Below are 25,035 nucleotides of genomic sequence, written 5' to 3'. Positions count from 1 at the left end.
CGCGGTACGTCTCGGTACCGGAGTGGCCCCGCAATGGGCGGATAGGCCGTAATGTCGCATTTGTGATGCCGAATCTGGTCCACATATGGCGCGATGGCGGGCAACAGGTGCGTACCCGAGCGGGCTCGGTGTTCGTCCGATCCGCGCCCGGTGACGGACCGACCGTCCTTCTGCTGCACGGATACCCGTCCAGTTCGTTCGACTTCCGCGGCGTGGTCGACCGGCTCGGCGGGCGTGGCTGGCTGGCCCTCGATTTCCTCGGCTTCGGGCTCTCGGAGAAACCCCGGCCGCACCGCTACAGCCTGTTCGAGCACGCCGATACCGTCGAAGACGTGGTCGCCGCGCTCGACCCCGGCCCGGTCGTGCTGCTCGCGCACGACATGGGCACCTCCGTCGCCACCGAGCTGATCGCCAGGGACATCGACGACACGCTCCCCTTCCCGCTGGAGCGGGCGGTGCTCGGCAACGGCAGCATCATTCTGGAAAAGGCGACGCTGCGGCCGATTCAGAAGATCCTGCGCGGCAGGCTCGGGCCGATCGCGGCACGCCTGGCGAATCGGATGATGTTCACCCGCGAGTTCGGCGCGGTGTTCTCGAAGGCGCACCCGCTGACCGAACGCGAGGCCGCCGCGCAGTGGGAACTGCTCGCGCACGCCGACGGCCACCGGATCGCCCACCTGCTCATCGCCTACCTCGACGAAAGAGTGACGCACGCCGAGCGCTGGCACGGCGCGATCCGCGACTGGGGCAAACCGATCGGCTTGCTCTGGGGCACTGCGGATCCGGTCGCCACGGTCGCGGTCCTCAAAGGGTTACGCACCCTGCGCCCCTCCGCGCCGGTGATCGAATTGCCTGGCCTGGGCCACTATCCGCAGCTCGAGGACCCCGAAGCGTATGCCACCGCGGCGCGCCGACTGCTCGGCATCGACATCAGCCGCGAGCACCCGATCATCCGCCCCTGAGCGCAGGCGGCGAATTCGGCTGCGCCATACTCTGTTTGGAATCGGTCGGCCCGGGAATGCCGCGAACACCCGGTGATACGGTGCCGGAAGTCCGACCAAGAGGAGTCCTGCTCGTGACCCGAACCGCCCTCGCTCTCGCCGCCACCGCAGCCGTACTCGGTACGGTGCCCGTTGCCGCCCAGGCCGCGCCCCCGGTCGCGCACCCTGATTCGGCGTTCGCTCCGGCCGATTCGACCGCCGGCGCGAACTCCGGCCCGGCGATCGGCGGCGGCTCCGGCATCGTGGTCGACGGACGCGCGGTGTGCACGTTGACGACCATCGGACACGACAGCGCGGACCGGCTGGTCGGACTGACCGCCGGACATTGCGGGAAGGTCGGCGCGACCGTCGTGGCCGAAGCCGACCCCGGCTCCGGTGTGGTCGGCCGGTTCGTCCACTCCGACCCGGCCCTCGATTACGCGGTCATCGAATTCGATCCGCAACGCGTCAACCCGGTGAACCGCATCGGCGGCACCGCCATCACCGAACTCGGCGCACCCGCGCAGTTCCCGGCGATCGTGTGCAAACGCGGTTCCACCAGCGGCACCAGCTGCGGCGTCACCTGGGGCGACCTGCGGGCGAAGAGCACCGAAACCTGGACCCAAATGTGTGTCCTGCGTGGCGATTCCGGTGCCCCCGTCGTCCTCGGCAGCACCCTCGTCGGCATGGTCAACGCCTATTTCGCCGTCGGCTGCTTCGGCCCCGAGGTCGGCACCACGATCAGCGCCATCATGGCCGACCTGAACGCGCGCAACGACGTCGGTGCCGGGTATCGGCCGGTCTGAGCGGCGCCCCTGCCGACCCGCGCCGCGCTAGTCGACGAAGGTGGCGGGGGTGCGGCGGCGACGGTCCACGGTGACGGTGAAAACGTCGGGTCGGGCGTAGTGACCGGAGGGATCGAAGTTTTGGCGTTCCTTCGCCACTTCGGCAGGGTCCAGGTCGGCGAGGATCAGGTGTTCGACACCGACGACCGGCTCGACCAGCCAGGTACCGTCTGGGCCGGCGACGGCTGAGCCGCCGTCGTAGCCCGCCGGTTTGTCCAGTGCCGAAAGTTCTTCGTACAGGGGAAAATCGGTGGGCACGTCGGCGTAGTCGAGGACCGCGCCGACCGCCAAGGAGTACACCCGCCCCTCCAGCGCGATGAAGCGGGTGATGTCCTTGGTGTTGCGAATCGAGCCGGGCCAGGTGGAGACGTGCAGCGTCGTGCCGTCGGCGTAGAGCGCGTGCCGCGCCTGCGGCATCCAGTTCTCCCAGCAGGACAGGCCGCTGACCCGGAAGCCCCCGAAGTCGTGTGCGCGCAGACCATTTCCGTCGCCGATCCCCCAGACCATCCGCTCCTCGTGCGTAGGCATCAGTTTGCGGTGCGCGCCCACGATGCCGCGGGCCGGGTCGATCGCGACCAGCGTGCAGTACACGGTGCCCCGGACGCGCTCGGTGATGCCGAGGTAGCAGAACACGCCCAGATCACCGGCGGCCGCCCGCACCGTGCTCAGCTGCGGGCCGTCCAGGGTGACGGCAGCATCCAAATAGTAGGCGTAAGCAGCCTTTTGGGCTGGATTGTCGAAGCGGGCGCCGCCGGTCCGGGCCAGCCAGATCGGATAGCCGGACAGGAACGTCTCCGGAAACGCCACCAGCTCCGCACCCGCCGCCGCGGCCTTGGTCAGCCAGTCCACCACGATCTTCGTGCCCGCCGTCGGGTCGAGCCAGGCCGGGCGGGCCTGCGCCGCAGCAATCCGCATGTCTCCGATGGTAAATGGCGCGCGGGGCTAGCGCAGGTACGCGACGACCTGCGGTACCGCATCGACGACATGGTTCGCGTAGATGCCCGCGCCGATTCCGACGTAGTACCAACACTGTTGGGTCCGAACGAGTTTGCCGATCACCAAGCCGGTGTGCTGACCACCGCTCAACAGGTAGCGGGTGATCTCGACCCCCGAGGTGGTGTCCAGCACACGGCAATACGCGTTCTCGATACGGGCGAAACTCTGTCCCGAGTAAGACGTCGCGACGAACAGCACCGTGGTCACCTGCGGCGCGACCAGCGTCAGGTCCACGGTGATCACCTCGTTGTCGCCCGCGCCGGCCCCCGTCGGATCGTCCCCGCTGTGCGCGATCGCGCCGTCGCGCGAGGCCAGCTGCTCGTGATAAACGGTGTCCACCAACGCATCTGCGCTGAACACCAGTGCGGCCGAATTCACGTCGATCCTGTTGTCCGCGGTCACCGAGCCGTCGACATCGACCCAGACCTCGGCGGGATCCCACCCCAGCGAGACGCCGACGTGCTCCAGCGGCAGGCCCGCGGAGTCGACCAGAGCTATGGACACCGGGTGTCCCTTTTCGCAGGGGCGACCACGGCAACCAACTACCGCAACGCCGATCTATCTCGATATCTACCCAGCGAGCCCGCGTCGTCCGGCCCGGTGCGTTCCCGACCCACCCACTCGCCGTTGAGCGGCTCGTCGCCGTTGACGAGGTCAGGAACCGACCTGTCCGACCGCCGAAGCGGCCCGCCAACGGCGACATACCCCGGTCTGCCGCCTTCAATCACCGAACGACCAGTCTCGAATCAGAAGCGCCGCGCTCCGGCGAAGGGCATGGCGGACATCGGCGCGATCGTGACTCCGGTGCTCTCGGTGCCGGCGTGAATGACGTTGCCGTCGCCCGCGTAGAGCCCGGAATGTCCACCGCCGTTGAAGGATACGAGATCACCGAGGCGCAGGTCGGCCTGCGCGACCGGGGTGCCCGCGGCGAGTTGATCGCCGCTGGTGCGCGGCACTTCGCGGCCGGCCAGACGGTAGGCCCACACCACCAGGCCGGAGCAATCGAAGGCGTCGGGCCCGGTTGCGCCCCAGCGGTAGGGTGAACCGAGTTTGGTCCATGCGGCGGCGAAAGCTCGTTCCGCGATCGCGCTCGGCGCGATCCCATGTCCCGCCGCGGGCTTGTTCTCGGCCGGCTCCTCGACCGCACCGGCCGCGCCGGACTGCGGCCTGGCCTGCGCCGGCGCGGCGGCGCCGAACAGCGAACCCACGGCGGCGGTAGCGATCAGCACGGCCACCACGAGGCGGCGTCCACCCCGGTCGACTCGCGCGATATCGATGGATTTCATCGTGCGTTCCTCCGATCTCCGTCGGCGACCGGCGGGAGAACCACCGGCCCTGAATGGATTTCGAGAACACCCTGGTGTTGTGATTCCATCGGATCCGAATGCCATACTCCGCTTCTTCGGATAAAACTCCAAGCCCGACACGCGACCTATAACGAATCAATCACTGAGCAGATCTCCGTGCAATAACAGGAAAATCTCATCGCAATCTCCCGTCTGACCTGCCCTACTGTCGTGCCATGGCGACTCCTGACTTCATCCGAACCATCCGTGCCGACGCGGGCACCCAGCTGCTCTGGTTGCCCGGGGTGAGCGCGGTGGTGTTCGACGACCAGGGCCGGGTACTGCTGGGGCGACGCGCCGACAGCGGACGATGGGCGATCATCGCGGGCATGCCCGAGCCCGGCGAAGATCCGGCCGCGTGCGCGGTCCGCGAGGTCTACGAGGAGACGGCCGTGCACTGCGTCGCCGAGCGCTTGGTCGCGGTGCGTGCGATGCCGCCGCACACCTACCCCAACGGCGATATCTGCCAGTTCATGGACATCACGATGCGCTGCCGGGCGGTCGGCGGCACCGCACAGGTCAACGACGACGAATCACTCGAGGTCGGCTGGTTCGAGCTCGCCGCGCTACCGGAAATGCCCGAGCACGAATCGCTGCGCCTCGCGCACGCGCTGTCCGACGGCCCGGCCTGGTTCGAACCGGCACCGTGAAAAACCCCGCCCCCGGGCGAGCCGGGGGCGGGGCGAAATCCGTGCCGCGCTAACGCGCGATGGTGAACGCCGTGCCGTTCTCGGCAATCGGGCCGGGGCTGAGCTCACCGTTGGTCGCACCGATGGAATAACTCACCGGTTCGAACGCAGAGAGCGGCTTGCCGTCGATCTTCACGTTGGTGAAATTGATCGGGCTGAAATCCGGCAGGGCGCTGTTGAGCTGGCCTTCGACAATGATTTCCGCGGTCTGCGCGGGGGCGGTGGAATGCGCGACGGTGGTCCGCGACCAATTCTGGGTCACGTTCGCGACGGTCATCGTGTAGGCCGAACCGTCGAAGGTCACCGAGGCCTGCATCTTGTCGCCGGGGGCCATGGTCACATCGGGATAGATCACCGGGTTCGCCGGATACGCCTCCCACAGGGCCATGCGATACGTCTGCTGTGCACAGACCGCCGCGCCCGGCGCCGAACCGCTGCCCACGGTCTGGCACGCGCCCACCGCCGCCTGCCCGAGCTGGGTGTTCACCCCTTCGGCGGCCCGGACCGCGTTGCGGAACCAGGTGGGATTGTTCGCGATGGTCGCGCTGGCCAGGTTCACGATGGCCAAGCCGGGCAGCGAGGCGATCGCTCCCGCCACGCTGACGCAGATGGCTTCGGCACCGGTCTGCATGAGCGGCAGGGCCTGCTTGCCGTCGACCACGGTCCCGTTCAAGCCCACCCACGGCACCACCCGCTGGATGACACCGGTGTCGGTGCACGACACCTCCGGCTCGACCCATTCGGCGGAGACGCTCTTGAAGCTGCCCGTCACCACGTAGCCGGCCCAGTTCGTGCCACGAATGCGCGGTGGCGAGCCGCCCGGCGGCTGGTCCGGTGCGGCGGGCACCGAGGTCGGAGAGGAAGGCGCCGGCGCCCGGTCTGCCGAGGCCACCGGCGGCGAGAGCAACGCCGCGACGATCGCCCCCACCACCGAGGCGGTGAGACGGCTTCGAATTCGCGTCCGACCCGGGCTACTCATCATGAACAGGGACAATAGCCCATAGGTATCACTGCCGCGTGTCGCCGCGCGGCAGTGTTTTGGCAGGTCGCGGCGGGTTTCACGAGAACCCGAACGGAGCTGACCTGGTTCCCCGGCGATCACGCGGACCGGCGTGTCGTCCGCGCGTCGACGACGGGCGACGCGCCCGAAATTTCCCATTCCCTCCGGAGTGGCTGCGCCACTGCGTCGATCACCAGTGATTTGCTGAATTCGCAGCACGGGCTTCGAGCTTCAACCATTGAAGGCGAAAGGACCGACGATGCGGTACGTCATTCCCACCCTCGCAGCAGCCGTATGTGCGCTCTTCCCAGGTATGGCCCCGGCACATGCCGTGGCCACCGACTGCGCTGCCGCCGACGCGCCGGCGATCTGTGCGACTCCCTCGAAAGGCGGACAATTACACCCCGCCGGTTCGGTTCTCTCGATGCCGCGCGCCGCGGTGAAAGCCTTGGCGATGACCATGGTGCCGCCGCACCATTTCTGGGCATTCGACAACATCATCACCCGCGAAAGCGGCTGGAACGTTTTCGCGGTGAATCCGGAAAGCGGCGCCTATGGTCTCGGACAGGCGTTGCCGCCGGAAAAGATGGGGACCCACGGCCCGGATTGGCAGTTCAACCCGGTCACCCAGATCCGCTGGACCTACGACTACATGAACAAGCGCTACGGCAGCCCGATCGCCGCCTGGGACTTCTGGCAGGCGAATCACTGGTACTGAGCTCAGCCGACCGGAATATCCCTGCGCCGGGCGATCATTCGCAGACCGTGCCGCGGCCGCAGCGTCAACGTGGCCTCCGGCGTGACGGGATGGCCGGGCACCAGATCGAAGACGAAGCGCTGACTCATCGCCGCGGTGATCAACACCGACTCCATCACGGCGAAACTCGAACCGATGCAGATGCGCTTGCCGCCGCCGAAGGGCAGGTAGGCCGAGCGCGCCCGCTCCCGGCCCGCGCCGGGCAGGAAGCGCGCCGGATCGAACTCCTCGGGATTCGGCCACCACCGCGCGTCGTGGTGGATGTGATGGGTGGGGATCACCACGGTGGTGCCCTTGCGAATGTGATGACCGTCGATCACGTCGTCCGCGATCGCCACCCGCGGAATGGCCCATGCCGGTGAGAAATAGCGCATCGCCTCCTGGAAACAGGCTGCCGTCCAAGGCAATCGGGGCAGATCAGCAGCCGTCGGACGGCGCCCGCCCAGCACCGAATCGACCTCGTCGAGCAAACGCGTTCTGGCCGTGGGGTTCAGCGCGAGCAGATACCACATCCAGGACAGTGCGTTCGCCGTGGTCTCGTGTCCGGCCAGCATGAAGGTGAGCGCTTCGTCACGGACCCGGCGCACCGGCAGGCTGCCCTGTTCATCGGCGGCGTGCAGCAGGTGATCGAGCAGATCCGGGCTGTCGGTGGGATGCGCGCGACGGTCGTCGACGACCTGCCAGACCTCCCGGTCCAGCGTCCGCGCGATCCGCTGGATGCGACGCAACGGCGGCGGCAGCGGAATCGGCGTCAGCGCCACCCAGGCGAGCGCGCGCCAAGCCTGCTTGGGCGGCGCCGCCACGATGAACAGCCGCTCCAACCGTTCGGCGAACCGCAGACCGTCGGTGACCAGCGGTGACATGCCCACCGCGATCCGGCCGAACTGCTGGCCGAACAGCGCGTTGCCGACGACGTTGAGGGTGAGTTCGACCATTTCGCCGACCATGTCGACCTCGACCCGGCCAGACTGCGCGTCGAGCCGGGCGACGCTCGCCTCGATCGGCTCGAGCATCAGGTCGATGAGCCCGTGCAGGTGTCGTTTGGCGAACATCGGCGTGAGCATCGTCCGGTGGCGCTGCCAGGACTCGTCCTCGTCGGTGAACAGGCTGACCCCGAGCAGCGCCCGGAGGATTTCGTATTCGAAGGACTTGTGGTATTTCAACCGGCCGGCGTGCAGCACGTGGTCCACGTAGTCGGGGTGCGTGAAGGCGACGAAACGCCTTGTGCCCGCGCGGAATCGAAGGATGTCGTGGCCCTTCGTCCGGCCGATCATCCCGCCTTCGTAGTCCAGGCCGATGGTCAGCGCCTCGATCGTCGCGGTGAGCGTGCCGGTGCGGGCCGAGGTCTTCGGCCGCGGAGCGGACGTGGTGGTAGCCATCAGGTCTCCTGAGTCGCGCGGACCGAGGCTCTCTACCAATTGGTGTCGGGTGACACCATTGTCCGCACCTGCCACCAGTTTGTGACCGGTCAGGCCGAATGTCAATGGCCGCGGGGCTTTTGCTTCTACGCTCGAGGCGTGCGTCGGCTGCTCCTGCTCTTACTTCTCCTGCCCACCGCTTGCGGTACCGAGGCGCCGACCGCCGCGCCGCCACCTCCACCGCCCGCACCCACCGCATACGTCCGTACCCCGCAGGACTGCGCGAAGCTGACCGTCACCGCGTCGACCGTCGAGCCGGGCATCGGCTACATCCTCGGCACGCACGCCGAATGGCTGCCCAAGGGGCAGTTCATCCGCGTCAGAGTGGCTATCGTCAACACCGACAACACTTTTCACACCACACGACCGGCCGACTACCAGCTCGACGACACCGTGGACGCGGCCCATCCGCCGAGCGTGGACGCCATGGCGATCAAACGACAGCCCACCGAGCTCACCCTCGGCGCGGGCAATCGCCTGGAAATGGATCTCTGGTACGACATTCCGGTGAACTCAGGGCCGCGTCAGCTGCGGGACACGGTGTGCGCCACCACAATTCCCCTGCCCAGCTGAGCCCGTCGCGACACCGACCGATCGGTCGGACGTATTGCGATAAACTGAACCGATGGCGCAGAGCACTTCGGGCGACCGACGCCGGGCCCGCGGCGATCGCGCACGGACCGTCGTGTTGGACACCGTCGTCGAACTGGCCTCCGTCGAGGGATTGGCCGGATTGAGCATGGGCCACCTCGCCGCCACCGCGGGCGTGAGCAAATCCGGGCTGTTCTCCCTCTGGCGAGACAAAGAAGAACTACAACTGGCAGCCATCGAGCGCGCCCGGCAGCAGTGGGCGGAGCTGGTCGTGGCGCCGGCCTCGCGCGCGCCGGCCGGCGTGCGGCAATTGTGGGCGCTACACGAAGCCCGGCTGCAGTTCTATACCGACAAGAAGCTGCCCCGCGGCTGCTTCTTCGTAGCCAGCCAAGCCGAGTTCGACGACCGGCCCGGACCGGTGCACGATCGCTTGGCCGAACTGGCCCGCGCATGGGATGTGTTCGTGCGGTCGATCATTCGCGACGCGATCGAATCCGGCGAACTCCGGCCGGAGACCGACCCCGGCGTGCTCGCCTTCGAGCTCGACGCCCTCGGCTCGGGCGCGGTCCCGCGCTCGCGCCTGCTGGATTTCGAGTCCGCGTTCGCGCAGTCACGCGCCGCGGTCCTGTCGCGCCTGCGGGCGCTGTGCACGGCCCCTGCGCTGCTGCCGGAGTCCTGAGCCGGCCCGGGGCTGACAACGAGCCCCGCACCCTGGACACTGGACTGGCAGAGTCTGATGAGCCGCGTCGGCCCCCCCTGCCCGAGATCGAGGTAGACCCACCGATGACCAGCACAGTAGCCGGGCCGCCGAACACCGGGCAGTTCGTCCATCCGGCGCTGTTCTATCGCGATGCCGAGGAGTATCTGGCGGGCACCATCGGGTTCGTTCGTGCCGGGCTGGCTGCGGACGAGCCGGTGGCTGTCTCGGTCCCGGGCCCCAACCTCGCGCTGATCCGTGACGCGCTCGGCCCGGACGCGGCCGCGGTTCAACTCATGGACATGACCATCGAAGGCCGCAACCCCGGCCGCATCATTCCCGGCGTATTGCGTGCCTTCGCCGATCGCTACCCGACCGGACGGGTGCGGATCATCGGCGAACCCATCTGGGCGGGCCGCTCCGCGTGGGAGTACCCGGCGTGTGCGCAGCACGAGGCGTTGATCAATGCCGCGTTCGCGGGGCGCGAGGTCAGCATCCTGTGCCCGTACGACACGGCCGCCCTCGAGGCGACGGTGCTCGCCGACGCCACCGCGACGCATCCCACGCTGATCGACGGCGACGGCGAACGCGCCAGTGCCGCCTACGATCCCGACCACATCGTCAGCCGGTACAACGAACCGCTGCCCGCTCCCCCCGCGGCCGTGCCCGTCATCGCCTTCGACGCCGCGTCGCTCACCGGCACCCGGCACCGCGCGGTCGAGTTCGCCCGCCGCATGGGCATGACCGAGGACCGCCTCGTGGATCTCGAGCTGCTGATCGGCGAAACCACCACCAATTCGGTGGTGCACGGCGGTGGCCGCGGCACCCTCGCCCTGTGGGTGGATGGCAGGCAGATGCGCTGTCAGATCCGCGACGCGGGACACATCAGCAACCCGCTCGCCGGCCGCGTGCCGCCGCAGCCGTTCCAATTCGGCGGGCGCGGACTGCTGCTGGTGAACCAGCTCGCCGACCTGGTCCGCATGCACACCGGCGAGCACGGCACCACGTTGCAGGTGGATCTGCGGCTCGACGACCCGGTCAACGGCCGATGAAGTTGGCCTTGCGCCGCTCGACGAACGACTGAATCCCTTCCGCGCCGTCCGCGGTGGCGAACAGCGCGGTGACATCGCCGAGGAGATGTTCGGCGGCCGCGGCATCGCCTTCTGCTCGCGCGCGATGCGCGGAGGCGAGGATGGCGCGCACACCCAACGGCGCCGACTCCTCGGCGATCTCGGTGGCCAGCGCCCGCGCGGCGGCGAGCGCCGCGGCCGCGTCGGGCGCGACCTGCTGCACCAGCCCGATGCGCAGCGCTTCCGCGGCGTCGAATTCGGCTCCGGTCAGCACCCAGCGCATCGCGTTGCCCCAACCCGCCTCCCGCCAGAACCGCAGCGTCGCACCACCGAACGGATAGATGCCGCGACGCACCTCCAACTGACTGAACCGGGCGTCCGCGGCGGCGATCCGGATATCGGCGGCCAACAGCAGTTCGATGCCCAGCGTCAGGCATCGCCCCTGTGCGACCGCGACCACCGGCTTGGTCCAGCGATAGTCCAGTCGCCACGGGTCGAGACCGTCCTCGGGATAGGTGATCGCACCGGAGGCGAGCGCCGGCGCGACGTCGACCAGGTCGAGCCCCGCGGTGAAATGGTCGCCGTGCGCGAACAGGACACCGGCGCGCAGGTCGTCGTCGCGTTCGAGCAGGGCGTAGGCCCGGGACAGCTCGGCGAGCATCTCCAGCGTGAAGGCGTTGCGCTTGTCCGGGCGATCGAGCCCGATGAGCAGGACGTGTCCGTCGCGTTCGACGGTGACTGTGTCGGCCATGGGCCCAGTCAACCGCAGAATTATGGTGTAGTCCATAGTCCCTATCGAACGCTCGAAAGTCGACGCCGCATGGAGCAGCAACGTCACATCGGCGCGCTCACCCTCGCGCACCACATGCAACTCACACAGGGCGCGATGCTGTCCACACCCGTGTCGTGCGGCACGGCATAAACCGCGCCGTCGAACACCTTCATCGCCGCGGGGGCGGGCAGCACGTCGACCAGGGCGACCGGCGAACCGTCGACCGCGAGCCGCGCGCGACCGGCCGGAAACATCCTGCGCACCGCGTCGAAGGCGGCGGCGAGTGCGCTCGGCTTCACAAACGCCTGTCAGCGCCCCAGTTCGAACCAGAGATCGCAGTGGTGCTCAGTGGCGAGATCCACCGGACCTATTCGGGCCGGGTCGAACGACTGCACATACGGTGGGCCGTCCGCGTCGCGGAACGGTGGCCAGGCCGGCAGGTCCGCGCCGTTCGGGTCGCCGGACGCGGCGAAACGGGTCCAGTAGCCAATCATGCGATCGGACAGCGCGCGCTGGGCCGGGTCGAGGGCGGCGGCGAAGCGGACGTCGAACAGATACGCCAGATCCGAACCATGCGAAGCGCCCGGCGGGACCGAGGGCGGGAACGGGGCGATCGGCGGGGCGGTGCGATCGGCGAACTCGTAGCCGAAAACCGTTGTGTGCTCCGCCAACTCTTGGTTCGCCGCCACGGTCGGGCACGACCACGTGCGATCGGAGAGCACCGCCGACAGCGCGGCCGCGGGTGAGATGTACGCATCGGCCGGATATCGCGCCTCGATCCGGACCGCCCGCTCGTCGAACATCGCCGTCAGCAGTTGCCGGTACCGCACCGCGTCGATCGGCGTCTCGGCCTCCTGCGACGCAGCCCAACTGCTGTGCTCGTCCCTGGTGTTGCCCTGAAGAATCGGTACTGGCGCAAACTTCCCGTCGCGCAGCGCTTGTGCCGGTTCTTCGGGCACGGTCGCCGTGCCGTAAGAGACACGGGTGAAGTCGGTGAAGCCGTCCATCAACGCATCCGGGGGCAATGCGCGCAGGCAGGCGAGCGCTCCCGCTTGATCGGCGCACTGATGTCTCGTCGCGAAAGACACACCGGCGGCCTGTGCTTCGGCGGCGGGCAGCCACGGTGCGGTCTCGGGCATACCGGGCAGGAGCGAGTTCTTCGGCCAGCTCGTCGTGCACGAACCGCTGGAGATAATCGCCTTGTCGAACAGACCCGCGCTGGCCGGCGCCACCAGATGGGTGCAGGTGCTCATCGCACCCGCCGATTCGCCGAACACCGTGACGTTGTGGGCGTCACCGCCGAAACCGGCGATGTTGGACCGCACCCAGCGCAGTGCGGCCTGCTGGTCCTGGATCGCGAAATCGCCACCCTGCGTGCCGAGTTGGGGGTGGTGCAACAACCCGAACGCGCCGAGCCGATAGTTCACCGTCACCACGACGACGTCTCCGTTCTCGACCAGCCTGCGCGAGTCGTACTCACTGCCCTGTCCGAGATAGAAGCCGCCGCCGTGCAGCCACACCATGACCGGGCGTGGCTGCGCCCGCGGTGCACTGGGCGTCCGGACGTTGAGATACAGGCAGTCCTCGCTCGTTTCGATCGCCGTCGCACCCTCCGGTGGCTGCAGACATGCCGGGCCCGGCTTGTCCGCGGGCCGTACGCTGGTCCAGGCCGGGACCGGTTGCGGTGGCGCCCACCGTCGTTCGCCCACCGGCGGCGCGGCGAACGGAATGCCGTCATAGGTATGGAAATTTCCATCGACCACCCCACGGACCGTGCCGCTCTCGGTCGTCACGACCGGATCCGCGGGTGCCGGATCCGAACCGCAGCCCACACATAAAGCACTCAGCGCCAGCAAAATTGCGGCCAGACACGTACCTCTGCTCGACACCCTCACCCCTGTCCCGATCACACGAGAGCTTTCGCCCTCCGATATCGGAACCGATTATGCGAAGCCGCCGGACCACACGGCATCGTCCGCGAGTCGCGCGTGCTTCATACTTTGGTCGAGGAAGCGGTTGCTCAGGAACGCGGTTCGATGCACCCGTGCTCGGCGATCAGATACTGGAAAACGCCGGAGAAGTATTCGATGCGCGCGTCTTCGAGTTCCGGCCGCGGATAGGCGGCGCGCAGAATCGCTTCGCCGTCGAACATGTGCACGATCGAGGTGACCAGCATGCGGGCGATATCCGCGGGCACCGCGGGCGTCAGGGCGGCGACCGCGACGCGCTCGACATCATCGATCAGCGCCTTGGTCACCGGTGCGAGGCGGGCGCGCAGTTCCGGTTCGGTGCGCGCGGCCACCAGCAGTTCGAACCAGACCGTGTTGGTCTCCTGCCGGATCTGATTGCGCACCCGGTGCAGCACGTGGGTCACATCCAGTGGGCGATCGGCGTTTTCACGGGCCCGGATGTTGTCGAACGCGCGCATGTGCCGGCGACCGACCTCCTCCGCGGCCGCCACGACCAGGTCGATACGCGAGTCGAAGTGCCGGAAGATACCGCCCTTGGAAACACCCGCGCGCCGGCTGATCTCGCCGAGCGAGGCGTTGTGGTAACCGATTTCGGCGATGGTCTCGATGGTCGCCTCGACCAGCTTGGCGATCGTCGAGGCGCGCCGTTCGGCCTGGGTCCGGCGCAGCGCCGGTGGTCGTCGCTGCTGTTCGCTCACCGGGCCAGTGACCTGAGGAAACGACCCGTGCGCTTGGCGCCGAGAACAGGCGCGGCCGTGCCGTCGCCGAAGACGTACTCGCCGCCGATGAAGACGGCCGAGACCGCCCCGTCATTGCGATTCACCATGCGGGACAGGTTGTCATACTGCGCGACCGGGCTTTCCGCGTAGTCGTCCAGCGTGGCGTCCAGGTGCGCCGGGTCGATCACCACCAGATCGGCGCGATCCCCCTCGCGCAGATGGCCCGCGTCGATGCCGTACCAGTCCGCGAGTTCACCGGTCATCCGGTACACCGCACGCTCGAGCGAGAGGAACGGTCGGCCCGCCCGCTCCGCCTCGTGCACCCGGCGCAGGAAGCGCAGCCCGAAGTTGTAGAACGCCATGTTCCGCAGGTGCGCGCCCGCATCCGAGAAGCCCAGCTGCACACCGGGGTCCGCACCCAGCTTGGCCAGGAACTCCGGCCGATGGTTGGAAATGGTGGTCCGCCAGCGCACTTTCGTGCCGTGCTCGAGCACCAGGTCGAGGAACGCGTCTACCGGATGCAGGCCACCACGATCGACCCCCACCTGCCCGAAGGTCTTGCCGATCACCGAATCGTCCGGACAGGCGACGATTTCGGCGTCGAAGAAGTCGCGATGCCAAACCCGCATGCCGAATTTCGCGTCGTAGTCCTTGCGGAACTGCCGCCGGTAAGTCTCGTCCTGCAGCAGCGCGTTGCGCTCGACCTGATCGGCGAGGTGCAATGCCGCTGCGCCGGAACCGAATTCCTCGAAAATCACCAGATCGATGCCGTCGGCATAGACCTCGAACGGCACCGGCAGGTGCTGCCAGCGGAAATCGCCGCCGAGCGCGTTCAACGCGCGCGCGAGCGGTCCCATGATGTGCACCAGGGCCGGGTTCGCCTTGATGTCCGCGGCCGAGAGCAGCGTGGTCTTCAACTGCTCACGGAAGATGCCCAGCGTGCTCAGCGTCATCGCGGCGATGCTGCGCACCGAGGCGATATCGGGGCCCGCCTGCAGGATTCGCCCGCGTTTGCGCAGAATCGCGTTGAGCCGACGGCGTTCTCGCGCCTTGGCATAGGTCGAGGGCAGCGTGCGGGACCGGCAGGTGTCACCGTCGAGCTTGTCGAACAGCAGTTGCTGGGCCGACATTCCGACGAACCCGGCATCGAGCGCTTCGGTCAAGGCCGCTTCCATCGCGGCGAGTTCGGCCTCGGTCGGGCGCACGTCTTTGCGGGTGGCCCGGTCCAGCCCCAGCAATGCGGTGCGGATATCGGAATGTCCGAGCATCGCGGCGATATTGGGGCCGAGCGGCAGATCCTCCAGCGCGGCGATGTATTCGCGCGCCGAGTGCCAGGTCTTGGTCTGCTCGACCGCCTCGATGACGTGCCGGCGCGGAATGGCTTCGACGCGGCCGAACAGGTCGCCCGCGTCGGTGGCGCCGACGTGCACGGTGGACAGCGAGCACGACCCGAGCAGCACCGTGGTGATGCCGTGGCGCACCGATTCCGACAGCGCGGGCGTCTTCAGCACCTCCACGTCGTAGTGCGTGTGGATGTCGATCATCCCGGGCACCACCCACTTGCCCGCGGCGTCGACGACCTGCGCGCAGCCGGTCTCGTCGAGCGGGTCGGCCGAGACGGCGACCACGCGGTCGCCGCGGAGTCCGAGATGGCGCACAGCGGAGGCGGAGCCTGCCCCGTCGAACCAGCGGCCGCTCTTGATGATGGTGTCGTAGCTCACTCCAACATTGCAACCGATCGGTCACTAACTGTCAATGGCCGGACGTACCGCGCTCGGCGCTCCCGGCGCGGGTGGTGGCGCACGGGCCGAACTCGGGACACACTTGATGCCGTGAATCGGATGGCATTCGACCCGGGCGGGTCGCGATGACGGCCCTGGCTCGCGGGGAGAACCGGCCCGCGCCCGCCGACCGGATGACGGTCACCGTCGCCTGCGCCGCCGGGGTGGACGTGTCGGCGCTGCTGCTCGGTAAGGATGGGCGGGTCCGTTCCGATGCCGACTTCGTGTTCTTCAACCAGCCGGTCGGCCCCGGCGTCACCTACCGGCACGGCAGCGGCCGCGGCGACATGGTCGACGTACAGACCAGCGCCCTGCCCGCCGATGTGGACACGGTCGTCGTCACCGCCAGCCTGGACGGCAGCGGACCGGCCACCTTCGCGGGCGCGGGCACGCTGCTCTCCACCATCGGATCCGATTCCGGGGCACTGACTTTCCCGATGGACGGACTCACCACCGAGACGGCCGTGGTCTGCGTGGAGATCTACCGGCGCGGCGAGGCCTGGAAGGTGCGCGCGGTCGGCCAGGGCTACGACAACGGTTTGGCCGGTATCGCGACCGCGTTCGGCGTGAACATCGACGACGAGCCCGCGCCGCCACCGCATCCGGCCGCACCCCAGTACCCTGCGGCGCCCGCCTACCCGCCGCCCGCCGCGCCCGTACCTCAGCAAGGAGCACTGCCGATGCAGAGCGATCTGTTCAACCCCAGCCACGCCGAGGTCAACGGCGTCGGTATCCAGAAGCAGGGCAGCAAGATGATCAAGGTCGCCGTCAACGGCGAGGTCATGGCGCGGGCCGGCTCGATGGTCGCCTACCAGGGCGAGATGCAGTTCAAGGCGCTCGGCTCGGGCGGCATCGGCCGCGCCATCCAGCAGCGGCTCACCGGCGAGGGCGTGCCGCTGATGAACGTGTCCGGCCGGGGCGATCTGTTCCTCGCCGACAGCGCCGCCGACGTGCACCTCATCGATCTCGACGGCTCGGACGGACTCACCATCAACGGCTCCAACGTGCTCGCGTTCGATACCTCGCTGTCCTACAACATCCAGCGGGTGCAGGGCGCGGCCGGCGTCGCCAGCAATGCGGGCCTGTTCAACTGCGTTTTCACCGGCCGTGGCCGGATCGCCATCACCACACACGGCTCGCCGGTGGTGCTCAACGTCGATCAGCCGACCTACGCCGATCCGCAGGCCGCGGTCGCCTGGTCGTCGAGCTTGCAGACCGGGATCAAGCGCAACGACTCGTTCGGTCTCGGCAGGCTGATCGGCCGCAGCACCGGCGAGCGTTTGACGCTGTCGTTCTCGGGTCGCGGCTTCGTCATCGTGCAGCCCTCGGAATTGCCGCCGGGCGGCCTGCTCGGCGGGACCGGCGGCGGTCAGCAGGCCGGGCAGAGCGGCGGCGCATTGGGGGGATTGTTCGGCTAATAGCGGCATAGTTCGGCTAACAATTCGCGCGCCGCGATTGACCACGTGCGCACCGTCCGCGATGATCTCAGCACCTCGGATTTCTGGAGCGTTTGCGACGAGGTACTCCTATCACCCTGGCATTCGGCACGCAGTGTGGCGGCAAGGCGAAGAGAGGTCGGAAATTTGATGAGCAGTAAGCGTTTTCGGAATTGGGCGGTCAGATCCGTGGCGGCGGCCGGGGTCGTGGCGGCCGGATTCGCCATGACGGCCACCGCACAGGCCGAACCGCTATGGCCCGGCGGCCCCGATATCGGCACCCCGGCGATCATCCAGCCACCGCCGCCCCCGCCGGTCTACGCGCCGTGCACCGCGCCGAAGACGCGCGCGTGCATGCGGCTGTCCACCAAGGAAGTGTGGCTGATGGAGGACGGCAAGACCATCTACGGTCCCAAGCCGATCGAGATCGGCAGGCCGGGCTACGAATCGCACGTCGGCATCTTCGACGTCGATTTCAAGCGGGAACACTTCTGGAGCACGATGCACAATGCTCCGATGGAATTCGCCGTCTTCTTCGACGGTGACATCGCCACCCACATCGGCCCGCTCGATTCGATGTCCCACGGCTGTATCCGGATGAACCCCGACGCCGCCGAGGCGACCTACCGTCACCTCGAGCCGGGCGACATCGTCCAGGTCGTGGAATAACCACCCGGCACCATTCATGACCCGAAACGGGATGTCCAACAAGGACATCCCGTTTTCTTTCGACCCGGCCGACCCCGGCCCCATCGAGGAAGCGAGTCGATCGTGCGCGTAGCAGCGGAGATCCTGGTCGGGCTGGTCGCGGCCCTGCACGTCTACATCCTGGTGATGGAAATGTTCCTGTGGACCACGCCACGGGTGCGGGCGGCGTTCGGCAGTTCCGCCGAATTCGCCGAGCAGACAAAGGTGCTCGCGGCGAACCAGGGCCTGTACAACGGTTTTCTCGCTGCCGGTTTGATCTGGGGACTGCTCGCCGCGGACCCGGTCGGGCACGCGGCGATGATCTTCTTCACCGCCTGTGTGGTCGTCGCGGGAATCTACGGCGCTGCCACCGCGAGTCGCCGAATTCTGCTGGTACAGGCGTTGCCGGGCGCGATCGCGCTCGTCGCCGTGCTCGTCGCGGGCAGCGATGGGTAGTCGCCGCTACGGGACGGGGCCAGGGTCGGTGCAGCCGTTGTACCAGTCCACTACGTGGCAGGGGGCGGGCTCGCGGGTCGGTTGGTAGTCGGCGGGGACGCCGCCGTCGCCGATTATCGCGGTGTAGGTGGCGACGGCGTCCGTCGGCTTGCGGGCCAAGCCGGGATCGACCGCGACGTCCACCTGGTAGAGCCCGAATCGCGGTGTGTAGCTGCCCCATTCGTAGTTGTCGGTGATGCTCCAGTAGTTGTAGCCGATCAGGTTCATGCCGTCGGCCTTGGCCCGTTGCAGCCAGTAGATGGTGTCGCGCAGATGGTCGCTGCGGGTGTAGCCGTCCAGCCGAGGGTTGCCGTCCTCGGTGGGCATGCCGTTCTCCACCACGTAGAGCGGCTTACCCGGGAACAGTCGCGAATACCGTTGCAGCGCATAGTAGATGCCCTCGGTCCGCAGCGGGAGCTGCCACATGCCGATGGACTGCGCGTCCGCGATGGCCCGGGCCGGGGCGGACACACTGGAAGGGGCGGCGCCGCGCGCGAAGTAGTAGTCGACGCCAACGTAATCGAGCCGGTCCCGGATCTTTTCGATGATCTGGCCGTTGGCCTGCTCGTCTTCGCCCGCGACATAGCCGAAGTTGCTGGTCACCTTCGCCGTACGACGCTTCTGGTGGATGTAGTCGTAGATCGCGTTGTGCGCCTCGACGACCCGGTCCTCCATCACTCGCTGGTCGGTCTCGTTCTTGTGCACTTCGTGCATGATGTAGGCGACCGGCTCATTGATGGTGACCCACAGGGGATCTCGCCGGTCGTACCGGTCTACCACCTTCTTCATGTTGGCCAGCCAGTGTTCGACCATGCCGTCGGAGTCCCAGCCGCCCTGGTCGAAGGCCCAGCCCGGATACACCCAGTGATCGAGGGTGATCATCGGCCGCATGCCCGCCGCGACGATCTTGGCGACCACCTTGTCGTAGAACGCGAAACCGTCGGCGTCCCACTGGTCCGGGCCGGTCGGTTGCAGCCGCGCCCACTCGATGCCGATGCGGAACACCGTGACGCCGAGCGATTTCGCGAGATCGATGTCAGCGGCGTACCGGTCGAAGAAGTCGATCGAGTTCCCGTACGGATCCAGGCCTTCGTCTTCGATGTAGTTGGTCCAGTTGCTCGTCGGTACATGACCTTCGGATTGAAAACCGGACGCAGCGACGCCCCACAGGAAATCCGGTCCGAGCGCGGGCACGCCTGCCGCGGGTCCCGGCGGCACGGCCACCGCCACGCCGGGCACCAGCAGCGCAACCAGCGAGGCCGCGACCGCGTTCGCCGCCCGCCGAGTCCAAGTACGCATAAACCGTGAATATAACCGGAAGATAGCTGAACTCGGCGCAGGTCCGCTTCGCACGGCGAGTTCGCGGCCCCCGCGGCGCGGCTAGCCGCGATCGATGCGTGGGATCGACACGATGTGCGGGGCGCCGTATGCGCCGTTGCTGGCCGCCGCCGCGGCTTCCTCGGCGGCCGCGGCCCGATCTGCGATCGCCACATCGTCCGGGGCGAAGGCGGCCGCCTTCGCCGCCTCGAGCGCCCGCGCCGCCGCCAGTTGCACCCTGGTCACGGCCTCGGCAGCGGCCACTGCGTAGCAACTGACCTTCAGGGCGTGGTTCGCCGTGACGTAGGCGTGCCAGGCGGCGTCGCGAGCGTTGTCCGCCGTGGCCACCGCCCGCGCAGAACCGTGCGCGGACCCGACGTGTTCGAGTACCTTCTCCCGGTTCACCGCCCGCCCGCTCGCGGCGCCGGCCCGGTTCGCCGCGCTGTCCGCCCGGGCCTTGGCCTGCGCGAGCAGGTCACGGGTGATGTCCGGTTCCAGCAGCGCGGTCGCGCCGGCACTGCCGGAAAGCAGTGGAATGACCTTGCCTACCAACGGGACCCGCCCAGCTCCGGCGCCACGGACCACTCCGTCATCAACGAACCTCCTCGGTCGACAGTCGGACGCCGGTCCGCCGATGGCCACCAGCGCCACCTGCGGACCAGCCGCAAGGAAACAACGTGAAATAGGGATATTCCGTCTTGAATGTGACGGAAACATATCGATGTCATTTGCCGAACGCGAACAACATGAGGGACCGGAAGAAAGGCTAGCGCACCAGTCCCACTCGGGACAAAACGCCTGAGCCGACGCGCCGGACGCATCGCTCCGGCCGACCGCCACGGACCGCATCGACCCACGTCAGCCACCTCGCACCCAACTGAAATTCTTTCCATCCGAACGTAGTTGGGCTACGAAGACGCCGCGTGCCGCGTGCCGCTCGGGGCCGCGCCCCGGGCAGATCCGCGTTCGATCCGACCCGAGAGCCGGCCGCGGTCCGCGAAACACAAGCAATCGCCCTATTGTTGCGAATTCGATACACAGGACCACCCGAGACCACGAGCATTCGAACCCGGACGCGACCCGGATAGGAAGAATTCCGCAGCAAATAGCCCTGGGTCAGATAATTCACCGGCTTGCGCGAGAGTCGCACGGCAAATGTCCACCGCCGAATACACACCAATGAGGCCCGGGGATTACCCGGGCCTCATCGGACTGTGTACAGCGATAGTGAGCCGCAGGGGCGACCACGACTCACTCTGCGGAGCTGTCCCGAACTGCGTGGGACTCGACCAGATTACCCACATTCTCGACGTTATGGGGCGATTCCGGATGGAATGATCCCCTGACCCTGCATATGCCGGAAAACGCACTATTGCATTCGGAATAGACCACGCATTGTGGTATGAACCCATCGTCGAAATGCGCATCGGGCCATTACTGGTCACTTGTGCAATTCATATATCCGCTGGTCTCCACCGATTTCCGCGACGTCGGTGCAGAGCCGGTGCACTGCGCCGCCTGCGGCGTGTCGGCACGTGCGACGCACTCGGCGCTGGATAATTCCTCTGGTGGCAGACGTGCCGATGAGTCGCAGATCCGCGCTGGCCTTGGCGGCGGCGGTACCGATCGCGCTGTGCGCGCCGCATCGAGCCGCAGCGGCCGGACCGATCGTGCGGTACACGATGACCGCGTTCACCGACACGAGCGAATCCGATTTGTATGTCTACGAATCCGCCGACGCGCTGAACTTCGAATTGCTGCGCGGACCCGCCTATCGACCGCCCACCGGGCTCCTGCGCGACCCGTCCGTCTTCCGGCACGCCGACCGCGCCTACTACCTCGCCTACACCACCGCGTGGGAGGGCCAGACCATCGGCTTCGCGCGCAGCACCGATCGGCGTACCTGGAATCACCTGTACGACTTCACTGTTCCGATACCGGGCGTAACCTCCACTTGGGCGCCGGAATGGCTGATCGATGCGCAGCGGCGGGTGCACGTCCTCGTCTCGCTGTCCGATGGCTGCTCGTTCACCCCGCACCTGATGACCGCCACCGACCGGTCCCTGCGCTCCTGGACCGACCTCACCCCGGTGTCCGTCCTGCCGCCACCGGACGAACCGGCCCCCGTCGATACGCCGGGACCGGACGGAAAACCCTGTTCGCTCTACGGCTACATCGACACCACCGTCGTGCGGCGCGACCACCGCTATTACGCGTTCACCAAGAACGAGACCACCAAATACGTCGAACTGGCCGTCGCCACCGAACCGCACGGGCCGTACACCCTGACCAAGACCAGCGATTGGGCCGGTTGGGGCAGCCCGCGCGAAGGCCAATGCGTGGTTCCGCTCCCAGACGGCGGCTGGCGGATCTTCCTCGACTCCTACGACGAAGGCAAATACTTCTACAGCGACTGCCGCGACGACTTCACCACCTGGACCGAGCCCCGGGAGCTGCCGGGCCTGTCCGGCACCGTCCGGCATTTCACGGTGCTGCCGGAGTACGGCACGGAGTCCGGCTGAAGAACCTGCCGCGCACCGTCTTTCGACGCGGACCCCCTCTCGATGCCGGCCACCCGACCGATTGCGGAGGCATAACCGAAGCGGCCAAACCGGGTACATTCTGACCCGAATCAGACTTCCGGCGAGCCGCGCGGCGGACGAAACTGGTACTCGCATCCGATGCCGGGCGCTCTGCTCCCTTATCTCGGGTACGCGCAGAACGACCGGCCGAGCTTCGAGGACATGGCTGGTCGCCGGCGTCGGGTGCACCTCGACCGTCGCCAGGGAAGGCCCACCTTGCCCACGCCATCGGACATCCGAGCGCTGCCCGACATGTACCGCCGCACCCGTTCGTCGCGGCAACCACTACGCGGCGAGGCTCGAGCGGGTTGCGTTTGCCACCGGCACGCCCGGCGCCGGCGCGACCCCCTCCGTTGACCGTGCAGACCGCCGACGGACCGCGATCGCGCCTCCTGCCGATCGAGGGCAGCGGACTCCGCCCGATCCTGCCGGACTGGCACGAGCTGTCGGCCGCACTGCGGCTGCAGATCGGCGACCGGCCGGGCGACCATCTGGTCACCCAACTGGCCCGCGCCTTGGCACAGTTGCACCACACCCGTCGCGCCCAACCGGAGCGGACCGCCGAAGTCGACCGTCGCCGCAGTGACATCGTCACGGTGATCGACGGTTGGGTGGCCAAGCAACTCGCGCCCCGGCAGCCACGAGACCGGGCGCCCGCCTCGCTCGGCGGCGCGGTCGACCGGATGGCCGCCGCCCAAATTCTCGCCGACCACCTGCTGATGACCGCCGAGAACGTCGGCGAGCAGCGCGTGCACGTGGCCTGGTCGCGGCTGGCCGCGCTGGCGAACGAGTGGACCGATCTGGTTCGCGAGGTCGACGTGCGCAGAACTCGCCCGATCGAACGCCGATAGGTGCGCACCACGAATTGTGCTGCTGCCGGGGAAGTCTCGGCAGATCAGGTCGGGAGGGTCCAGAAATATTCGGACAACGCGGGCAGTTCTGCGGTGTCGACGAGCGGATCGACCCGGAGTAATCCGATGAATTCTTCGACAGACTCGTACCGCGCCAAAATCTCCTCCAGTAGGCGGCGCGCGCTTTCCTCCGGTTTCATGAGCCGGTTATGCCCGGCAACGGACCGGACAAACACGTCCCCACCACTGGATATGGCCGGCCCCCTGGTGCACCTGCCGCCGACCGGCAAACCATCGGCATCAGTGCGGAATTCGTCTTCCGCCGGTGGCCCGTCAGAACAGGGTCATCGGTTCAACCGGTATGGGCTGCGGCAGCGGGGCCAATTCCGGCACCCGCGCCGCGACCTCGTCGTGGAAGCGGCGGGCCAGCGACACGGCATCGGCATTGTCCGGGGTGTGGATGAACACGGTGGGTGAACGACCTTCGCGCAGCCACTGCACCACCGTGCCGAGCCAGGGCTGCCACCCCTCGACGGTGCGTTCGGTCGCGGCACGACCGTGATACCGGACGATCGGATGCTCGGTGAGCGCGCGGGTCCGGCGCGGCACCCGCGGCTTCTTCGACCAGGCCTCCTGCTCGGTGGGGCCGATCGGTTGCCCGTCGAACAGGGTCGTGGTGTCGAAGGTCACCCATTCGGCGCCGAAGCGGCCGAGGACGCGCTCCAGGTGTGTCGCGGCGTGCTCGTTCTCGAAGAAGGCGCGGTGGCGGACCTCCACTGCCGGGCGATATCCGCCCGGCAGCTCACGCAGGAACCCGGCCAGTGTGCCGAGGTCGGTCGGAGCGAACGAGGCGGGCAACTGGATCCACAGCGCGTGGACGCGCGAGCCCAGCGGTTCGATCGCCGCGAGGAAGGTGCGCAGTTCGGCGTCGGCCTCGGTCAGCCTGCGCTCGTGGGTGATCGATTTGTGCACCTTCACCACGAACCGGAAATCCGGCGCGGTCTGCCTGGCCCAGGACTCCACGGTGCGCATCGCCGGTATGGCATAGAAGGTCGTATTGCCCTCCACCGCGTTGCATCGCTGCGCGTACGCCGCGAGCCGGTCCCCCGAGGCGGGCTGCCAGTCCTGCCAATTCGCGTGCGTCCACATCGCACATCCCACGTGAAGCCGCATGCCAGCGACGGTAGTACAGCGCCGGGAATGAAAGAGACTGCCCCGAGGTAGGACAACACATGAAACTCGACGAATCCGCTCGCGCGCTCATCGGTGCCGGCGCCGATGCCACCCTGGTCACCCTCAACCCCGACGGCAGCCCGCAGGTCAGTCTCGTCTGGGTGGCTCTGCAGTCGACTCCGGACGGCGACGAACTGGTCACCGCCCATCTCGGCGAATACAAGAAGGTGCGCAATGTCCGCCGCGACGGCCGCGTCGCGGTGACCATTCAGGCCGCCGAACGCGGCGAGCTGATGCGGCCCTACCTGTCGATCACCGGCACCGCCCGGATCGTCGAGGGCGGCGCACCGGAACTGCTGAAGGAGCTGGCGGCGACGTTGGCCGATCCCGGCGTCGACTTCCCGCCCGCCGACGCGCCGCCCGGCCTGCTCACCCGGATCCGCATCGAGAAGGTCGGCGGTATCGGCCCCTGGGCATCCTGACGAGCACTTACGCCACCGCACCGGCAAAATATTGCTATAGTGGCAATTAACTCGCCGACCCCTCGAATTATGCAGTGTGGCAGAGGGTTTCGTGTCGTGAGTAGTGGATCGCGGATGCCCGGGCACTCAGCGGTCCGGTAGCTGCTCGGACGGAACGTCAACCTTGGGTCCCCCGGCGTTTCGACAACGCCGTTACGGGCACCCCGCGTTCGCGGGGTCGCCCGTGCACGTACCGACTCCAAGGAGATCGTCGACCGTGTTCCGCCAAGACAACTCGACACGCGCCAACCAAGTATCCGTCGATATCGCCGACGACACCGATTCCACTGTCGTATGGCCGGATCCGAGCCCACTGGCTTCCTGGTGGGCACAGGTCATGCA

General features: G+C 67.7%; 27 protein-coding genes. 13 read left to right on the top strand and 14 right to left on the bottom strand.

Translation table 11 applies throughout. The annotated features are described in order from the left end of the window. The first annotated feature begins 65 nt into the window (after nt 1-65). Nucleotides 66-962 carry an alpha/beta fold hydrolase gene (locus NBRGI_RS34835; RefSeq protein WP_029901425.1) on the top strand — a complete coding sequence of 299 codons (897 nt, stop codon included), beginning with the start codon at nt 66-68 and terminating at the stop codon, nt 960-962. 56 nt (nt 963-1,018) lie between these two features. Next, nucleotides 1,019-1,786, top strand: a complete 768-nt coding sequence (locus tag NBRGI_RS34830; RefSeq protein ID WP_148311072.1) for a S1 family peptidase — start codon at nt 1,019-1,021, stop codon at nt 1,784-1,786. A gap of 27 nt (nt 1,787-1,813) precedes the next feature. Here the strand turns inward: NBRGI_RS34830 and NBRGI_RS34825 are convergent, their stop codons facing one another. The 3 genes from NBRGI_RS34825 to NBRGI_RS34815 form a co-directional block, all read right to left on the bottom strand. Further along, on the bottom strand, nt 1,814-2,740 hold the full coding sequence (locus NBRGI_RS34825) for a carbon-nitrogen hydrolase family protein (RefSeq protein WP_029901423.1): 927 nt from the start codon (nt 2,738-2,740) through the stop codon (nt 1,814-1,816). Between the two features lie 27 nt (nt 2,741-2,767). Then, entirely contained in the window at nt 2,768-3,325 is a 558-nt protein-coding gene (locus NBRGI_RS34820) for a TerD family protein (RefSeq protein WP_029901422.1), read from the bottom strand. A 242-nt stretch (nt 3,326-3,567) separates the two neighbouring features. Then, a complete protein-coding gene (locus NBRGI_RS34815; protein ID WP_051728256.1) occupies nt 3,568-4,107 on the bottom strand; it encodes a C40 family peptidase in 540 nt (179 codons plus the stop codon). 236 nt (nt 4,108-4,343) lie between these two features. Here NBRGI_RS34815 and NBRGI_RS34810 point away from each other — a divergent pair, with 236 nt between their 5' ends. Continuing rightward, complete coding sequence (locus NBRGI_RS34810; RefSeq protein ID WP_029901420.1) at nt 4,344-4,817, top strand: NUDIX hydrolase; 474 nt, start codon at nt 4,344-4,346, stop codon at nt 4,815-4,817. Between the two features lie 49 nt (nt 4,818-4,866). On the opposite strand, the gene NBRGI_RS34805 is transcribed toward NBRGI_RS34810, so the two are convergent. Next, nucleotides 4,867-5,838: a G1 family glutamic endopeptidase gene (locus NBRGI_RS34805; RefSeq protein ID WP_148311070.1), complete on the bottom strand. Its 972-nt coding sequence runs from the start codon at nt 5,836-5,838 to the stop codon at nt 4,867-4,869. A 442-nt stretch (nt 5,839-6,280) separates the two neighbouring features. On the opposite strand from NBRGI_RS34805, the gene NBRGI_RS34800 reads away from it, so the two are divergent. Beyond that, on the top strand, nt 6,281-6,574 hold the full coding sequence (locus NBRGI_RS34800; protein ID WP_226887045.1) for a transglycosylase SLT domain-containing protein: 294 nt from the start codon (nt 6,281-6,283) through the stop codon (nt 6,572-6,574). A 2-nt stretch (nt 6,575-6,576) separates the two neighbouring features. On the opposite strand, the gene NBRGI_RS34795 is transcribed toward NBRGI_RS34800, so the two are convergent. Next, nucleotides 6,577-7,992 carry a cytochrome P450 gene (locus NBRGI_RS34795; RefSeq protein WP_029901417.1) on the bottom strand — a complete coding sequence of 472 codons (1,416 nt, stop codon included), beginning with the start codon at nt 7,990-7,992 and terminating at the stop codon, nt 6,577-6,579. Between the two features lie 138 nt (nt 7,993-8,130). Between NBRGI_RS34795 and NBRGI_RS45675 the strand changes: the two genes are divergently transcribed. The 3 genes from NBRGI_RS45675 to NBRGI_RS34780 all read left to right on the top strand — a co-directional run bounded on the left by NBRGI_RS45675 (nt 8,131) and on the right by NBRGI_RS34780 (nt 10,371). Beyond that, nucleotides 8,131-8,604 carry a hypothetical protein gene (locus NBRGI_RS45675; RefSeq protein WP_051728255.1) on the top strand — a complete coding sequence of 158 codons (474 nt, stop codon included), beginning with the start codon at nt 8,131-8,133 and terminating at the stop codon, nt 8,602-8,604. 52 nt (nt 8,605-8,656) lie between these two features. Next, complete coding sequence (locus NBRGI_RS34785) at nt 8,657-9,301, top strand: TetR/AcrR family transcriptional regulator (RefSeq protein WP_029901415.1); 645 nt, start codon at nt 8,657-8,659, stop codon at nt 9,299-9,301. A gap of 104 nt (nt 9,302-9,405) precedes the next feature. Beyond that, on the top strand, nt 9,406-10,371 hold the full coding sequence (locus NBRGI_RS34780) for a sensor histidine kinase (RefSeq protein ID WP_029901414.1): 966 nt from the start codon (nt 9,406-9,408) through the stop codon (nt 10,369-10,371). On the opposite strand, the gene NBRGI_RS34775 is transcribed toward NBRGI_RS34780, so the two are convergent. The 5 genes from NBRGI_RS34775 to NBRGI_RS34755 all read right to left on the bottom strand — a co-directional run bounded on the left by NBRGI_RS34775 (nt 10,358) and on the right by NBRGI_RS34755 (nt 15,571). Then, complete coding sequence (locus tag NBRGI_RS34775; RefSeq protein ID WP_029901413.1) at nt 10,358-11,140, bottom strand: crotonase/enoyl-CoA hydratase family protein; 783 nt, start codon at nt 11,138-11,140, stop codon at nt 10,358-10,360. The genes NBRGI_RS34780 and NBRGI_RS34775 overlap by 14 nt on opposite strands. 83 nt (nt 11,141-11,223) lie before the next feature. Further along, the gene (locus NBRGI_RS34770) at nt 11,224-11,460 is read right to left on the bottom strand and encodes a hypothetical protein (protein WP_029901412.1); all 237 of its coding nucleotides are present in this window, start codon (nt 11,458-11,460) and stop codon (nt 11,224-11,226) included. 9 nt (nt 11,461-11,469) lie between these two features. Next, a complete protein-coding gene (locus tag NBRGI_RS34765; RefSeq protein ID WP_158439978.1) occupies nt 11,470-12,954 on the bottom strand; it encodes a carboxylesterase/lipase family protein in 1,485 nt (494 codons plus the stop codon). Between the two features lie 227 nt (nt 12,955-13,181). Beyond that, nucleotides 13,182-13,829 (bottom strand): TetR/AcrR family transcriptional regulator, encoded by a 648-nt coding sequence (locus NBRGI_RS34760; protein ID WP_029901410.1) that lies wholly within the window; start codon nt 13,827-13,829, stop codon nt 13,182-13,184. Continuing rightward, the gene (locus NBRGI_RS34755; RefSeq protein WP_029901409.1) at nt 13,826-15,571 is read right to left on the bottom strand and encodes an N-acyl-D-amino-acid deacylase family protein; all 1,746 of its coding nucleotides are present in this window, start codon (nt 15,569-15,571) and stop codon (nt 13,826-13,828) included. The genes NBRGI_RS34760 and NBRGI_RS34755 overlap by 4 nt, the downstream gene beginning before the upstream one ends. A 146-nt stretch (nt 15,572-15,717) precedes the next feature. Between NBRGI_RS34755 and NBRGI_RS34750 the strand changes: the two genes are divergently transcribed. From NBRGI_RS34750 to NBRGI_RS34740, 3 genes are all read left to right on the top strand, one after another. Beyond that, the gene (locus NBRGI_RS34750) at nt 15,718-17,049 is read left to right on the top strand and encodes an AIM24 family protein (protein WP_029901408.1); all 1,332 of its coding nucleotides are present in this window, start codon (nt 15,718-15,720) and stop codon (nt 17,047-17,049) included. A gap of 168 nt (nt 17,050-17,217) precedes the next feature. Then, on the top strand, nt 17,218-17,736 hold the full coding sequence (locus tag NBRGI_RS34745; protein WP_235211201.1) for a L,D-transpeptidase: 519 nt from the start codon (nt 17,218-17,220) through the stop codon (nt 17,734-17,736). A gap of 102 nt (nt 17,737-17,838) precedes the next feature. After that, nucleotides 17,839-18,210, top strand: coding sequence for a DUF1304 domain-containing protein (locus tag NBRGI_RS34740; protein WP_029901406.1), 372 nt, complete (start codon nt 17,839-17,841; stop codon nt 18,208-18,210). A 6-nt stretch (nt 18,211-18,216) separates the two neighbouring features. Here NBRGI_RS34740 and NBRGI_RS34735 read toward each other — a convergent pair whose 3' ends face one another. Then, entirely contained in the window at nt 18,217-19,548 is a 1,332-nt protein-coding gene (locus NBRGI_RS34735) for a family 1 glycosylhydrolase (protein ID WP_029901405.1), read from the bottom strand. An 81-nt stretch (nt 19,549-19,629) separates the two neighbouring features. Next, complete coding sequence (locus tag NBRGI_RS45670) at nt 19,630-20,118, bottom strand: hypothetical protein (RefSeq protein WP_051728254.1); 489 nt, start codon at nt 20,116-20,118, stop codon at nt 19,630-19,632. A 1,016-nt stretch (nt 20,119-21,134) separates the two neighbouring features. Here NBRGI_RS45670 and NBRGI_RS34725 point away from each other — a divergent pair. Then, entirely contained in the window at nt 21,135-22,088 is a 954-nt protein-coding gene (locus tag NBRGI_RS34725) for a glycoside hydrolase (RefSeq protein WP_370627899.1), read from the top strand. 413 nt (nt 22,089-22,501) lie between these two features. Then, the gene (locus tag NBRGI_RS34720) at nt 22,502-22,999 is read left to right on the top strand and encodes a DUF4254 domain-containing protein (protein ID WP_370627898.1); all 498 of its coding nucleotides are present in this window, start codon (nt 22,502-22,504) and stop codon (nt 22,997-22,999) included. Between the two features lie 44 nt (nt 23,000-23,043). Here the strand turns inward: NBRGI_RS34720 and NBRGI_RS48310 are convergent, their stop codons facing one another. Continuing rightward, the gene (locus NBRGI_RS48310; protein WP_158439976.1) at nt 23,044-23,199 is read right to left on the bottom strand and encodes a hypothetical protein; all 156 of its coding nucleotides are present in this window, start codon (nt 23,197-23,199) and stop codon (nt 23,044-23,046) included. A gap of 133 nt (nt 23,200-23,332) precedes the next feature. Then, nucleotides 23,333-24,172, bottom strand: a complete 840-nt coding sequence (locus tag NBRGI_RS34710; protein WP_036561983.1) for a DUF72 domain-containing protein — start codon at nt 24,170-24,172, stop codon at nt 23,333-23,335. Between the two features lie 59 nt (nt 24,173-24,231). Here NBRGI_RS34710 and NBRGI_RS34705 point away from each other — a divergent pair, with 59 nt between their 5' ends. Beyond that, nucleotides 24,232-24,654: a PPOX class F420-dependent oxidoreductase gene (locus NBRGI_RS34705; protein ID WP_029901401.1), complete on the top strand. Its 423-nt coding sequence runs from the start codon at nt 24,232-24,234 to the stop codon at nt 24,652-24,654. Nucleotides 24,655-25,035: the final 381 nt, after the last annotated feature.

It is taken from the genome of Nocardia brasiliensis IFM 10847 (assembly GCF_000710915.1).
In the GTDB taxonomy this organism is placed as follows: domain Bacteria; phylum Actinomycetota; class Actinomycetes; order Mycobacteriales; family Mycobacteriaceae; genus Nocardia; species Nocardia brasiliensis_A.
The sequence above is the reverse complement of the archived record's forward strand: the minus strand, read 5'-3'. Positions and strand labels throughout refer to the sequence as shown.